Here is a 13,933-nt window from a genome sequence, read left to right on the forward strand (position 1 = left end):
ACAGACGAGGCGCGTCTCGCCGCAGTCATGGAATGCTGTTCTGACATAGGGAACACGATGCAATGACCAGCCGGGACGACCGCGAGTTGCGGCAATCCATCGTCATGGCCTGCCGCGAGATGACCGCCGCGGGCATCAACCAGGGCACGTCGGGCAATATCAGCGTTCGCGTCGATGACGGGATCCTGCTGACGCCGTCCGGGCTGGCCTATGACCAGATGACGCCCGATGACATCGTCTTCATGGACTGGGACGGCGGCTGGACGGCGCGGGAGGGCAACGTCCCCTCCACGGAGTGGCGTTTCCACCTCGACATCCTCAAGGCGAAGCCGGAGGCAAACGCGGTGGTCCACGCCCACCCGACCTACTGTACGACCCTGGCGATCATGCATCGCAGCATCCCCGCGATCCACTACATGATCGCCGCCGCCGGCGGAAACGACATCCCCTGTGCGCCCTATGCCCAATACGGCACGGCCGAGCTTTCGCGGCTGGCGCTGGAGGCGCTGGCCGACCGGCGCGCCTGCCTGCTCGCCCATCACGGCCTGATCGCGACCGGGGTCAGCCTGCGCAAGGCGCTTTGGCTCGCGGTCGAGGTCGAGACCCTGGCGCGGCAGTATCACGGCTGCCTCCAGATCGGCACGCCGCCGCTGCTGCCGGACGAGGAGATCGACAGCATCCTCAAGCGCTGGGGCCAGTACGGCCTGCGCGAGCGGCAACCGCACGCCCCCTCACCGGCCGCGGCGGGCTGACGCGACGTCGTCGCGCCGGTCTGCGCCACCACCCTCCTCCCGCTTCTATCGTCCGAGAAACCTGCCATGTCGCCCACCCATGATGTCAGCGTCTGCGGCTCCTACATCCTCGATATCCTCGGCGTGCCCGTGAGCGACATTCCGCCCGGCGGGACGCGCTACCTGATCGACGAAATCCGCCTCACCGTCGCGGGCACGGCGGGCGGAACCGTCGTTCCCTGCGCGCGGCTCGGCCTGAAGGCGCTCGCGGTCGGCGCGGTCGGCGCGGACGAGAAGGCCGATTGGGTGCTCGACGCGCTGCGGCGCGACGGCATCGACGTCTCGATGATGGAGCGCATGGCCGGCAACCCGACCTCGGCCACGATCCTGCCGATCCGGCCGGACGGGTCGCGCCCGGCGCTGCACGCCCGCGGCGCCTCCGCCCGCTGGCGCATCTCGGCCGCCGCGCAGGCCCGTGCCTGCGAGGGGCGGATCGTCCATCTCGGCGGCGTCGGCTCGCTGCTGGCGATGGATGGCGAGCCTTCGCGGGCGCTGCTCGCCGATGCGCGCAAGGCTGGCCGCACGACGACCCTCGACCTGATCTCGGCCCGCCCGGAGACCCTGGCGCTGCTGGAGCCGCTCCTGCCCGAGGTCGACTTCTTCATGCCGAGCATCGACGAGACGGCCGTGATGGTCGGGACGCATGATCCGGCCGCCTGCGCCCGCTTCTTCATCGAGCGCGGCGCGGGCGCCTGCGCGATCTCGCTCGGCGGCGAAGGCTCCTTCGTGATGACGCGGGATGGCCGGCACTTCACGATGCCGGCCTTCGAAGTCCCGGTGCGCGACACGACCGGCTGCGGCGATGCCTATTCCGGCGGCTTCATCGCCGGGCTCGTCCGGGGCTGGGAGCTGACCGAATGCGCCAGGCTCGCGACCGCGACGGCCGCGCTCGTCGCCACCGGCCTGGGTTCCGGCGCCAACCTCGTTTCCTTCGACGAGACCGTGAAGGCAATGAACAGCCTGCCGGTCCGCAAGGCCACCTGAGAGCGCTGGACCCTGTGACCTCTTTCCCATCCGAAGCGAGAACCGACATGACCAGACACGCCATCGTCACGGGCGCCAGCCGCGGCATCGGCCGGGCCATCGCCCTTGGACTTGCCGAGCGCGGCTATGATCTCGCGCTCACCGATATCGGCCCGCAGCAGGCCGCTCTCGCAGCGGTCGCGGGCGAGATTGCCGAGAGGGGCCGGCGCTGCGTCACCATCACGGCCGATGTCAGCAATCCCGAGGATTGCCGCCGCTCGGCCGACGAGGCCGTGCGCGGGCTCGGCCATGTCGATGCCCTCGTCAACAATGCCGGCATCCTGAAGCTCGCCTCGATCGAGGAGCTGACGCCCGAGATCTGGGACACCACCTTCGCAGTCAATGCGCGCGGCGTGTTCCAGATGACGCAGGCGCTGATCCCGCATATGCGCGAGCGGCGCTACGGCCGCATCGTCAACATCGCCTCGCTGGCCGCGCGCACCGGCGGGCCGGGCCAGTCCCATTACGCCGCATCGAAATCGGCGGTGGTCGGTTTCACGCGCGTCTCCTCGATGGAGCTCGGCCAGCACGGCGTCACCGTGAACGCGGTCTGCCCCGGCATCATCCAGACCGAGATGGGGATGAACAACCTGCGCGATCCCGAGCGCGTCGCCTATTTCGAGAAGGTCACCGACCTGCACCGGCTCGGCAATCCGGAAGACGTGGTCGGGCCGGTCGCCTTCTTCGCCTCGGACGACGCGGCCTTCGTGACCGGACAGGCTCTCAATGTGGATGGCGGCATCTTCTACAGCTAAAGCGTTCGCGATGTGACCTCCTGGTGGATCGAACACAGCGAGATCAACGGCATCCGTGCCTTCGACACCTTGCTCGGGGAGGAACTGCTTGGAGACCAGCTTGTCTCCGCTTTTCGCGCGCTTCCCGACTCGTCGGTCTGGCGGTGCTCGCCGTGCGCCTGTCGCGCGGCGAGCCAGCTCCCCATCACGCGGGACCTGGCGCGGCATGTCCCAGGCCCCATGAACGCTTGGACGTCGCAGGTGTCGTCGATCCCGGCCAGTGTCGACTAGAGCCGATTTCGATCTGATTGGATCGGATTGGGATTCCCAAATCAGGTTTGAGCTGATTCAGACTGTGTGCCGGATGGAGGCTGGCATGCATGTCGAAAGCTTTGTCGGTCGATCTTCGGGTTCGAGTTCTGGCGGCTGTCGCGGAGGGTCTGACGCATCGCCAGGCTGGTGAGCGGTTTCATCGACGAGACCTGGACCTCGACCAACATGGCCCGCCGCTACGGCCGTTCTCCGCGTGGCGAGCGCCTGCGGATGGCGACACCGCATGGTCACTGGAAAACGACGACCTTTGTCGGGGCGTTGACCCTTCGCGGCTTCATCGCGCCCTGGGTGCTGGACGGGCCGATCAATCGCGATGCCTTCGAGACCTATGTCGCCAAAGTGCTCGTGCCCGAGCTGCGCTCCGGCGACGTTGTCGTGATGGACAATCTCTCCGGCCACAAAGGCCCGAAAGTGCGCGAGCTGATCGAGGCCATCGGCGCCGAACTCCGCCACCTGCCGCCCTGCAGCCCAGACTTCAATCCGATCGAGATGGCTTTCTCGAAGCTCAAGGCCCTGCTCCGAAAAGCCGCCGAACGAACCGTCGATGGCCTCTGGAACGCCATCGGGACGCTTATCGGCATCTTCGAGCCAGAAGAATGTCGCAACTACTTCGCTGCGGCAGGATATGATGCAACCTGATCGGAAAACGCGCTAAGGGGCGCCGGAAAGCGGACCAGGAATCTCACAGCGACCGGCGATCTCGAACGGCGAAGATCGCGTCAGTTCCGGACGTTCAGATGGGCGGGGCCTCGGATCCCTCCCGCAGAGCGCTCGCGAGATGCCGCAATGCATTCTCCATGTCTTGTGGTGGTCGCGAGGCGAAGCCCATCAGCCAGCCTCGCGCCGAGCTGGGACCGAGTGTCAGCCGGTCAAGGCCGCGCAGGGCGAGGCCCGCATGATCCGCGACGGCAAGCGTTTCTGCCTCGTCATATGCGCGCTTCAACTGCGCAGTGACATGGAGGCCCGCCCGTGGCGCATTGCAGGTGGCGAAGTCGCCCAAATGCCGCTCGAAAGCTGCGATGAAGAGATCGCGGCGCGCTTGGTATATCTGCCGCATCCGCCGGGTGTGGGCAGTGAAGTGCCCCTCGCGCATGAATTCGGCCAGCACCACCTGATTGAACTTGGCGGCGGAGCCGTCGATCAGCGAGCGCCCGGCGACGAAGGCTGAGACCAGAGGCTCGGGCACGACGAGGTAAGCAATGCGCAGCCCCGGAAACAGCACCTTGGTCATGGTGCCGACATAGAGGACGTTCCCGCCGGCATTCAGGCTCTGCAGCGCGGCGATAGGCCTGCCATCGTAACGGAATTCGCTGTCGTAATCGTCTTCGATGATCCAGGAGCCGCTCCTCTCCGACCAATCGAGTAGCGCCAGCCGCCTGTCGAGCGACATGGTGACGCCAAGCGGATACTGGTTCGACGGCGTGACGTAGACGGCGCGGACCTGTCCTTCCGCTTTAACGAGGCGTTCGACCACAAGCCCATCCTGATCGACGGATATGGGTAGCAGCGTGGTGCCGGCGCCCCGGAACGCCATCTGTGCACCGTGGTAGCCGGGATCTTCGATGGCGATCTGATCGCCGGCCGAGGCGACGAGTTTCGCGATCAGGCCGAGGGCCTGCTGGGAACTGCTGAGGACGAGAATCTGCCCGGGGCTAGCGGCGATCCCGCGGGAGGCCGCCAGGTAGTGCGCGATCTCCTCGCGTAGCGGCAGATACCCTTGCGCCTCGGCATAGAGCAGCTCCGCGCGCGAGCGCCCACGGGCGGCGCGCGCCGCAATGCGCTGCCAGATTTGCAGCGGAAAGGCTTCGACATCCGGAAGCAAGGTGAAAGGCACTGGCCTTCCACGATCAATGACACCTCCGCCGGCGGTCAGGGATAGTCCGCGCTCGGACAGTCCCGCAATCCCGCGGCTCGATGCGCACGCTCGGCGATCGGAGCCGGCGAGGACGGCATCGCGTGGTGCGACAAAGGTGCCGCTGCCGTGCCTCCGCACGACAAATCCTTCGAGCTCAAGCTGATGATAGGCGGTATCGACGGTTTCGCGGGCAATGCGGGCTTGCCTTGCCAGTGCCCGGCTCGACGGCAGGCGCGCGCCACCCGAGGCATGTCCGTCCAGCACGAGGCGCCGCACGGCCTGCTGCAACCGTGCCGCCAAGGTCGCAGCCGGAGCAGCTGTTTCCAGCAGCGTGAGCAGTATCTCGGCCGTCGATCGCGATGGTGAAAGTGGCTTGGTCATGCTGCCTGAATTGGCTGAGCTCGCCGGGTCAGTTCGGCCCTATGGAAATAGCCCTGGCGCGCGGCAATACCGGAACCGCAGCGCCTGTCATCCCGACGAAAGGCTGCCATGCTATCCGATCTCCATTGGGCCGCGCGAACGGCCGAAGATATCAATGACCTTGCGCGACGCGACGCCATCGTGGTGCTGCCGTTGAGCTCCACCGAGCAGCACGGCCCGCATTTGCCGACCGGCTGCGACACCATCCTGACCGAGGCTGTCGTCGAGCGCATGGCCCGTCTCGTCTCGCCGCATCGGCCGATCCTCATCGCCCCGACGGTCTGGATCGGGCTCGCCCAGCATCACATCGCATTCGGCGGCAGCTTCAGCGTCTCCATGGCGACCTATCACGCCTTGCTCCGCGACATCGTCACGTCGATCAGGGTCGCCGGTTTCCGCAAGCTCCTGCTCGTGAACGGGCATGGCGGCAACATCTCGGCACTCCACGTCCTGACGGATGCGCTCACGCAGGAGACCGGGCTGGCGGTGGCGAGCACGACCTACACACTGTTGCCGAATCAGCAGAGCGCTCTGGAGGCGATCCTCGAAGACCAGCTGATCCTGCAGCATGCCTGTGAGGCCGAAACCTCCATGATGATGGCCGCGCGCCCCGATCTGGTTCGGGTCGATCGGTTGGGGGAAGCTTTTCAACCCGGATACAGCAAGGGCGATGCGTCACCGCTGAGCGATCCCCTGCTGCTCTGGAGCTCCTTCAGGGATTTCTGCCCCAGCGGCGTTCGCGGCGACGCCCGTCGCGCTTCGGTGGAAAAGGGCGAACGCATCCTCGCGATTGCGGCGGAGCTGCTGGCCACGAAGCTCATCGCCGGCGAACCGTGGAACAGGCAGGTGGGGGCTGCGTGATGGATATTGCAATCAGAACCGTCGAGCGCCGCGATTTCGCGCAATGGCGGACGCTGTGGGACGGCTATAACCGCTTCTATGGTCGAGCCGGCCAGACTGCGCTGCCGGAAGACGTCACGCAGACCACCTGGGCACGCTTCTTCGACGCCTACGAGCCGGTCCACGGTTTGGTCGCGGAATGTGCCGGCGAGCTCGTCGGCCTCACGCACTACATCTTCCATCGCAGCACCACGATGATCGGGCCGACCTGCTATCTGCAGGACCTGTTCACGCGGGAGGTCGCAAGGGGCAAGGGCGTCGGCCGGATGTTGATCGCTGGCGTCTACGAGCATGCGGGCCACGCCGGGGCCGGGCGCGTCTATTGGCACACGCATGAAACCAACGCGACCGCGCGCAGGCTCTATGACGATGTCGCCTTGCGGTCCGGCTTCATCGTCTATCGCAAGGATTTGGCCTGATTCCGGCGCAATCCACCCGCCTGGGAGAGCGCAATCCGATCGGTGCGCGCGCTCTCGAAACTGCGCCGTACGGCGCTCGATGGGCGAGAGCTCGCGCGCCCCGCTCGAAATCGGGGCCGTCAGGGGCTCCAAAACGAAACGGGAAGCGCGCAGCTTTGCCGTCACTTTGCAGCGGCCCCGCTGACGGCCGGCCTGCTGCGCGGCAAGCCCCCATTCAGAACGAGATGGGCGACGAGCCCGATGACCAACCCCCAGAATGCCCCGCCGATCCCGAGCAGCTTGATGTTCGCGGCCGAGGCCAGGAACGTGATGAGCGCGGCTTCGCGGGACACCGGATCGGCCATCGCTCCCGCGAGGCTGCCTCCGATCGTGCCGAGCAGCGCCAGGCCGGCCAGCGTGGTGATGAAGGTCGCCGGGAAAGCCATGAAGACGGCAGCCAGCGTGACACCGAATATCCCGACGAGCACATAGAAGCAGCCGGCGGCGATGCCCGCGATCCAGCGCTTCGACGGGTCGGCGTGAGCCTCTCGCCCGGTGGCGATCGCGGCGGTGATCGCCGCGATATTGAAGGCATGCGACCCGAAAGGCGCCATGATGAGCGAGCCGAGGCCGGTCACGGTGACGATCGGGTTGGCGCTGGTCTTGAAGCCGTCATTTCGCAGCACGAGCATCCCGGGCATGTACTGGCCGCTCAACGTGATCAGGAAAAGCGGCAGGGCGATCGACAGGAGCGCATTCAGCGAGAAAGCCGGCATCGTGAAGACAGGCATTGCGAAGGCCGGCTTCAGCCCCGAAAGATCGACCCGTCCCTGCACGAGCAGGAAGCCCAGTCCGATGATCAGGATGCCGACCACGGCATAGCGCGCCGAGAAGCGCTTCAGCACCACATAGGCGCCGACCAGCAAGCCGACGAGCATCGGATCGATGCTCGCGCCGCCGAACGCGCCGATGCCGAACTGCAGCAGGATGCCGGCCAGCAGACCGGAAGCGATGCCCGGCGGGATCAACCGGATAACCTTCTCGAAACAGCCCGACAGCCCCAGCACCACGAAGGCCGCGGCCGAGATCATGTAGGCGCCGACGGCCTCGGCGTAAGGCGTGGTGCCGAGCGCGGCGACGAGGAAAGCCGCCGCCGGCGTCGACCAGGCGGTGATGATCGGCTCACGGTAACGCCAGCTCAGAAAGAGACCCGTCAGCCCCACGCCGATCGAGACCGACCAGACCCAGGACGCCGTCAGCTCGGGGCTCAACCCTGCGACCTTCGCAGCTTGGAAGACCAGGATGAAGGTGCCGCCATAGTTGACAATGACGGAGATCAGGCCGGCGACGACCGGGTGCGGCAGGTCACTCAAGCGAATGGAAGACGTTGCAGTGCGAGGCGACATGATCCTGAAAAGACCTCCTGGAGCTCGGGGAGCACGCGACGGCGAGCCGGGTTGACACATAGCCAGTGAATGGCCCGGTATGACCCGCCATTTCGCTCAAGAGGTTCAGACCATTTGTTCAGGCATTCCCAATTGGAATCCGCGAAGGCGTGGATCGCTCATCCCGCTCATGCGGCCATGCCCCTTCACGAACGAATCCAGCGCGCCATCCGGCAGTTGATCGTCGACGGGGCGCTTGGGGCAGGAAAGCCCTTGCCGGCCTCGCGTGCCCTTGCCACGTCGCTGGGTGTGTCGCGGGATACCGTCGAAGCGGCCTATGGCCGGCTTCACGCCGAAGGCTTCATCGAGCGCCGCGTCGGCAGCGGCAGTTTCGTGGCGCAGATCTCGGAATTCACGACCGGCCATCGGGCCGTTCGACGGGAAGCGTTGCTGCGCCACCAGGCCCCCAACCTCAGCAAGCGCGGAAACGCCATGTTCAGCAGCGGCGGGGTGCGCGAGATGCTGTCGCCTCAGCCCTTTGCGCCCGGGGTTCCGGAAACCCGGGCCTTTCCGCTTCCGCTCTGGGAGAGGCTGGAACGGCAGGTGCGCCGGGAAGTCGGCATCCAAGCCCTGGCACATGGCGACCCGCAAGGAATCGAAGCGCTGCGCCGCGTCATCGCCGACTACGTGAATCTCGAACGCGGCGCGCGCGCGACAGCAGACCGGGTGCTGATCCTCACCAGTTCACAGCAAGCCATGATGTTGTGCGCGAGCCTGTTACTCGATCCCGGCGACCGGATCTTCATCGAGGACCCAGCCTATTACGGCGCACGCAAAGGGTTCGACGCAGCCGGGCTGGAATGCGTCCCGATCCCGGTGGACCCGCAGGGAATCGCCGTCGAGCAGATTCTGGCCGAACCACGCAAGGCGAAAGCCGTTTCGTTGACGCCGTCCCATCAGTTCCCGACCGGCGCGACACTGGCACTGGATCGGCGCCTGGCCTTGATCGAGTGGGCGAGGCGGCATCAGGCCTGGATCATCGAAGACGATTACGACAGCGAATTCCACTATGCCGGGAAGCCGATGGCCTGCGTGCAGGGGCTCGATCGACATGACCGGACGATCTATATCGGCACCTTCACCAAATCTCTCTTTCCAGGCTTGCGGATCGGCTATGCCGTATTGCCGCCGCAGCTGGTGGAGCCGATGACCGTCGCGCGCACTCTCCTCGATGGGCATTCCGCCCCGATGGCTCAACTCACTTTGGCGCGGTTCATCGAAGGCGGACATTTCGGCGCCCATATCCGCACCATGCGCAGTATCTATGCGCAGCGACTCGATACGCTTGTCGGCCTTGTCGAAACGTACCTGTCGGACTTTATCGAGCCGCGCATTCCCGTCGGCGGGCTGCAGATGCCCTGCTTGCTGAGAGATGGTCTATCCGAACGCACCGCGATCGATGCGGCGCGGCGTTCCGGCGTCGAGCTCCTGGGATTGTCAGCGCTTCATGATCGAAGCGATGCTGCAGCCGGTTTCCTGATGGGCTTTGCCGCCTATACGCCCATGGAGATCGAGATCGCGATCAGGAAGTTGGCGGCTGCATTCCGGGCCGTCGCCAAACCATAGCGCCAATTCGGGCGCAGCAGCCTTCCACGCGAACGGCCCGAGCGCCATTCCGTTTCAGTGTTCGATGACGCAGGTCATCCGACAGTAGCCGAGAGCTGGCCAATGGTTCTCGTGAGTCACATCTCGGCTGCGACAATGCCGTCTCTGGGGCTTCAGCCGAAAGTCGACAGTCAGGTCAGGTGCCGGAGCCAGTTCGCCAGGCTGCCATCGCCCGCTTCGAGCGACGGTGACAGGCGCAGATGCGCGACGTCGCGCGGCGCGATGCCGAACTGAGCCTTGAAGGCGCGCGAGAAGGCATCGTCGCTCGAAAAGCCGAACTGACGCGCGATCTTGCCGATGCCGCCCCTTCCACGCGTCGACGTATTGAGTGCCAGGCGGGCGCGCGCCAGCCGGCGCTGGCGAATATAATCGGAGACGCCGCCGATCGGAGCGAAGAGGCGGTAGAGCGCCGAGCGCGACAGGCCGAATGCACTGCAGAGCATTCTGGCATCCAGAGCGGGATCGCCGATCCGCCGATCGATGAAGCGGCAGATCATCGCCACGCTCGCCGTCAGCGTTGCCGGGGCCTCGCTTTCGCGCATCAGCGCTGGCGACAGGCAGGCCGAAAGCAGTTGCGCGCTGGCCTTGGCGATATCGGGGGCCGCCGCCGGCTCGAGCGTGGGTGCTGCCTTCAGCAGGCTGCGCAGATGGTCGCCCGCCAGCGAGCCGAGCGGGCTTGCCCCGGACAGAACGGTGCCATGCACGCGGTCCAGACTGCCGGCATCGAGCGCAAGCAGGCTGCGCGGCAACACCAGGTTGACCGCCCGCATGTCGGTGGCATGCGAGCGAACCGGGCGGGACAGGTCGAAAACCAGGACGTCGCCCGGGCCGGCATGGACTTCTTCGCCATCCAGATCGAGCGTCGTATAACCAGCCTCGTACCTCTGGATCAGCAGGTGATCGACGCCGACCGCACCGATGAGGCTTTCCGAGCGTTCATAATGCTGGGCGCTCGTCGCCACCTGCCCAACCAGTGCCGTGCTCAGGTGGTGCCGATCGAGTTCGGCATGGAAACCGGCGTCCCAGTCGCCCGCGAGCGGCCGGACGTCGAAGATCGGCGCAATGGTCTCACGCCAGCTCCCGAAAAGCTGGCGCGCCTGATCGCCATCCCTGCCCATCGCCCAGCCTGCCCCCTTCTCGAGCACCGCCCGTTACCAGGCATCGGCGACGCTTTTTAGACGAGAGAGAGCTGCGATAACGTAAAGAGGCCGATCGCAGAATGCTGACACGCCGCCCCGGATGATTGGGACGCAGCGTCGCCTCTCCGTCGTCTCTCCGGTTTTCATTCCATGTTACGCGCCGATCAACCAGTCCACGCCTGCTGGACGACGTTGACGAGCCTTGCCTATGCCGATCATCGCCACGCGCCGCGCCCTTCTTCGCTCCGCCTTCCTCAGCGCGACCGCGGCATCGCTTCTTGCCGCTCTCATGCCGGTTGTCGTTTCGGCCTCGGACCTGCCCTCGCTGCCGGACGCATTCTTCGGCCGTCCCGCCCGCAATCTCCCGCGTGCCGCCATGGCACCGGCGCCCGCGTATTTCGTGACGCCCGAATACAACGCCAATTACGGTCTCGCTCAGATCAACGCCGCCGACGCCTATGCGCTTGGGCTCAGCGGCAAGGGCGTGCTGGTGGCGGTCGTCGACAGCGGCATCGAACTCACACATCCCGAATTTGACGGCAGGCTCTCGCCGCTATCGCGCAATTTCGGCTTCGACCTGCCCGACCCGACCGACATCCTCGACCGGGACAGGACGTCTCACGGGACCCATGTGGCCGGGACGATCGCCGCCGCGAGAGACGGCAATGGCATGCACGGTGTCGCCTACAATGCCGAGATCCTGGCCTTGCGCGCGATCGTCCCGGGCGGCGGAGACATTGCAGCCGCCATCCGCTACGCGAGCGAGCATGGCGCGAAGGTCCTAAACGGCAGCTACGGCCCGTCCTATCCCTCGCCTACCCTGCCGGACGGCAGCCCCAACCCCGACTACGCCGTCGTCCCGATCCAGCCCTACCATATCGACGGCACCTCAGCCGAAGTCTCGGCGATACGACAGGCCGGCGCCTCGGACATGGTCATGGTCTTTGCCGCTGGCAACGAGCGCGAGGACCAGCCGGTGATCGCGCGCAATCCGACGGGAGCCGCCTTCTACCCCGCGATCCGGCCGGAGAACGCCGACAAGAACCTCTATGTCTTCCTCGACGGCGATGACAACCAGATCAACGCGAGCGGCCTCGATTATTCGGATCTCCAGCCCTACACGATTGCCGTCGTCGCAGTGGATCGCGATCGCAGGATCGCGTCGTTCAGCAACTATTGCGGCATCGCGGCCGCCTGGTGCCTTGCGGCGCCCGGTGTCGGTATCCTCTCGACCGTGACCGCCGCCAATGGCAGCTCTCCGACCGAGCCGTATAATCTGTCCAGCGGAACCTCGATGGCCGCTCCGCATGTGGCAGGGGCAGCCGCCCTCGTCCGCGAAGCATTTCCCTTCATGACCGCGCCGCAAGTGGTCCAGTCCATCCTCACCACGGCGACCGATCTGGGCTCGCCCGAGATCTATGGCTGGGGCTTGCTCAATGCCGGCAAGGCAGTGCGCGGCCCCGGCCAGTTCGTGCAGACCTTCGACGTCGACACCAAGGGCTATTCGGCGACCTTCGGCAACGACATCACCGGCGCGGGCGGGCTGGTCAAGCGAGGCCTCGGCCGGCTCGAACTGAGCGGCCGCAACACCTATGCCGGCGGCACCGCCGTCATCGGTGGAACGCTGGCTCTCAACGGCTCCGTTACCTCCGCGGTTTCCGTCGGCCAGCAGGGCACCTTGCGCGGTACCGGCTCGATCGAGGCCGGCCTGTTCAGCGCCGGCACGGTGATGCCCGGCAACTCCCCGGGGACGCTGTTCGTCAAGGGCCCGGTGAATTTCGGCGGCACGAACCGCTTCGTGCTCGACATCGACGGGACCGGCACAGGCAACGGTGCGGGCAACTATTCGCGTCTCGTCGCACAGACCGCGTCGGGACATGTCACCGTGGATGGACGGATCGCTCCCGTGCTGCGTGGCATTGCCGGCGATGCCAGCAACAGTTTCATCCCTGTGTCCGGCAACGCCTTCCGGGTGCTGGTGGCCGAGGGCGGCCTGAGCGGCAGTTTCAGCGGGCTGGATCAGCCGGCCGATGGCTTGCCTGCAAACACCCGCTTCGACGCGCTCTATGGCGCCACCGGGCTGTCGCTGGTCGTGACGCCCGGCTCCTATGCCGCCCTCGCGGGCCTGAACGGCAATGCTTCATCGGTCGCAAGGGCACTCGATTCCGTGCGGCCGGCCGCAGGGACGCGCCCGGATGCCGCTCGGCAGGAGGTATTCGATGCACTCTACACAGCTGGGTCAGGCGCGCTTCCCGGTGCGCTGAGCTCGCTGTCGGGGCAGAGCTATGCCGATGCCCGCATGGCGATGATGAACGCCCAGCGGACGGTCAGCGCAGCCCTCGACCAGCGCCTGACGGCCGGCTGGTCCTCCCGCTACGACCGGCTCACCGGACTGGGAGCAACGAGCTATGCCAGCCTTGGCAGCACTCCGGCTGAACCTGGGCGGGTGCAGCCTGCCAGGGAAGGCACGCTCTGGGGACAGGCTCTCTACGGTTTCGGCCGCACGGGAGGCGATGCCAACGGGACGGGCTCGAGCTTCGGGCTCACCGGTGCCGTGATCGGCGCGGAAACCGCCGCCTTCGGGGCCGGAAGGATCGGCGCCGCCCTGGGATACACCCGCTCGAACGAAGATCCGAAGGCCGATGCCGCTGGCCGCGTCGCGCTCGACCATTACAGCCTGGCGACCTATGGCCGCGCCGATTTCGGTGCCTTGACCCTGCGCGGCTCGATCGGCGCCAGCTATGGCAGAACGGATATTCGCAGGACGATCCAACTCGGTAATGCTCAGCGGACCGCGCATGGCGAGGCCGACAGCTACGGCTTCTTCGGGAATGCCGTCGCCGGATATCGCCTCGCCACCCTGGCCGGCCTCGATCTCTCGCCCGAAGCCGGGATCAGCCTGCACCACTCCCGGCAGGATGGCCTGACCGAGACGCAGGCCGGGGCTTTCGCGCTCACCCTTCACGGTCAGAACCAGACTTCCGCGCGGTCCCTGGCTGGCGCCCGGCTGTCGACCTCCCTGGCGGGCGACGCGAAGCTGCGCCTCGACCTCAAGGCCTACTGGTCCCACGAGTTCGCCGACAACGTCGCGGTTCTGCAGGCGAGCCTGCTGGGTGCGAGCGTCGTGACGCGAAGCCCGGGCGCGGCGCGGGACGGAGCGGTGATTGGTGCAAGCCTGTCGGGCTTCGTCACCCCGCAGATCGAGGTGGCCGGCTCCTACGACGGCGACCTGCGCCTGGGCGCCACGACCCACCGCTTCTCCTTCCAGGCGATGACCCGCTGGTAGGCCG

General features: G+C 66.4%; 10 protein-coding genes and 1 pseudogene. 8 read left to right on the forward strand and 3 right to left on the reverse strand.

Annotated elements, in window-relative coordinates:
- Nucleotides 1-62 precede the first annotated feature (62 nt).
- From AC6RIC_RS16415 to AC6RIC_RS16430, 4 genes and pseudogenes are all read left to right on the forward strand, one after another.
- Nucleotides 63-752, forward strand: coding sequence for an L-fuculose-phosphate aldolase (locus AC6RIC_RS16415; RefSeq protein WP_499733129.1), 690 nt, complete (start codon nt 63-65; stop codon nt 750-752).
- 66 nt (nt 753-818) lie between these two features.
- Complete coding sequence (locus tag AC6RIC_RS16420) at nt 819-1,775, forward strand: carbohydrate kinase family protein (protein ID WP_499733130.1); 957 nt, start codon at nt 819-821, stop codon at nt 1,773-1,775.
- Nucleotides 1,776-1,822: 47 nt separating this feature from the next.
- Entirely contained in the window at nt 1,823-2,569 is a 747-nt protein-coding gene (locus tag AC6RIC_RS16425; protein ID WP_499733131.1) for an SDR family NAD(P)-dependent oxidoreductase, read from the forward strand.
- A 447-nt stretch (nt 2,570-3,016) separates the two neighbouring features.
- Nucleotides 3,017-3,520 (forward strand): annotated as a pseudogene (locus AC6RIC_RS16430) (IS630 family transposase); the annotation flags it as partial.
- Between the two features lie 94 nt (nt 3,521-3,614).
- Here the strand turns inward: AC6RIC_RS16430 and pdxR (AC6RIC_RS16435) are convergent.
- Nucleotides 3,615-5,117: a MocR-like pyridoxine biosynthesis transcription factor PdxR gene (gene pdxR, locus AC6RIC_RS16435; protein ID WP_499733132.1), complete on the reverse strand. Its 1,503-nt coding sequence runs from the start codon at nt 5,115-5,117 to the stop codon at nt 3,615-3,617.
- A 108-nt stretch (nt 5,118-5,225) separates the two neighbouring features.
- Here pdxR (AC6RIC_RS16435) and AC6RIC_RS16440 point away from each other — a divergent pair, with 108 nt between their 5' ends.
- Both AC6RIC_RS16440 and AC6RIC_RS16445 read left to right on the forward strand, forming a co-directional pair.
- Entirely contained in the window at nt 5,226-6,017 is a 792-nt protein-coding gene (locus AC6RIC_RS16440) for a creatininase family protein (protein WP_499733133.1), read from the forward strand.
- Nucleotides 6,017-6,475, forward strand: a complete 459-nt coding sequence (locus AC6RIC_RS16445) for a GNAT family N-acetyltransferase (protein WP_499733134.1) — start codon at nt 6,017-6,019, stop codon at nt 6,473-6,475. Before AC6RIC_RS16440 ends, AC6RIC_RS16445 begins: the two co-directional genes overlap by 1 nt.
- A gap of 161 nt (nt 6,476-6,636) precedes the next feature.
- Here the strand turns inward: AC6RIC_RS16445 and AC6RIC_RS16450 are convergent, their stop codons facing one another.
- Entirely contained in the window at nt 6,637-7,860 is a 1,224-nt protein-coding gene (locus tag AC6RIC_RS16450) for a benzoate/H(+) symporter BenE family transporter (protein WP_454657274.1), read from the reverse strand.
- Between the two features lie 114 nt (nt 7,861-7,974).
- Here AC6RIC_RS16450 and pdxR (AC6RIC_RS16455) point away from each other — a divergent pair, with 114 nt between their 5' ends.
- Nucleotides 7,975-9,465, forward strand: a complete 1,491-nt coding sequence (gene pdxR / locus AC6RIC_RS16455; protein ID WP_499733135.1) for a MocR-like pyridoxine biosynthesis transcription factor PdxR — start codon at nt 7,975-7,977, stop codon at nt 9,463-9,465.
- A gap of 170 nt (nt 9,466-9,635) precedes the next feature.
- On the opposite strand, the gene AC6RIC_RS16460 is transcribed toward pdxR (AC6RIC_RS16455), so the two are convergent.
- Nucleotides 9,636-10,649, reverse strand: a complete 1,014-nt coding sequence (locus tag AC6RIC_RS16460) for an AraC-like ligand-binding domain-containing protein (protein WP_454657276.1) — start codon at nt 10,647-10,649, stop codon at nt 9,636-9,638.
- Between the two features lie 202 nt (nt 10,650-10,851).
- On the opposite strand from AC6RIC_RS16460, the gene AC6RIC_RS16465 reads away from it, so the two are divergent.
- Nucleotides 10,852-13,929 (forward strand): S8 family serine peptidase, encoded by a 3,078-nt coding sequence (locus AC6RIC_RS16465; protein ID WP_499733136.1) that lies wholly within the window; start codon nt 10,852-10,854, stop codon nt 13,927-13,929.
- Nucleotides 13,930-13,933 lie beyond the last annotated feature (4 nt).

The organism is Allobosea sp. TBD101 (assembly GCF_059817965.1).

Coding starts and splice junctions, on each gene's coding strand:
- AC6RIC_RS16415 (WP_499733129.1), top strand. CDS start 63: ATGACCAGCCGGGACGACCGCGAGTTGCGGCAATCCATCGTCATGGCC.
- AC6RIC_RS16420 (WP_499733130.1), top strand. CDS start 819: ATGTCGCCCACCCATGATGTCAGCGTCTGCGGCTCCTACATCCTCGAT.
- AC6RIC_RS16425 (WP_499733131.1), top strand. CDS start 1,823: ATGACCAGACACGCCATCGTCACGGGCGCCAGCCGCGGCATCGGCCGG.
- pdxR (WP_499733132.1), bottom strand. CDS start 5,117: ATGACCAAGCCACTTTCACCATCGCGATCGACGGCCGAGATACTGCTC.
- AC6RIC_RS16440 (WP_499733133.1), top strand. CDS start 5,226: ATGCTATCCGATCTCCATTGGGCCGCGCGAACGGCCGAAGATATCAAT.
- AC6RIC_RS16445 (WP_499733134.1), top strand. CDS start 6,017: ATGGATATTGCAATCAGAACCGTCGAGCGCCGCGATTTCGCGCAATGG.
- AC6RIC_RS16450 (WP_454657274.1), bottom strand. CDS start 7,860: ATGTCGCCTCGCACTGCAACGTCTTCCATTCGCTTGAGTGACCTGCCG.
- AC6RIC_RS16465 (WP_499733136.1), top strand. CDS start 10,852: ATGCCGATCATCGCCACGCGCCGCGCCCTTCTTCGCTCCGCCTTCCTC.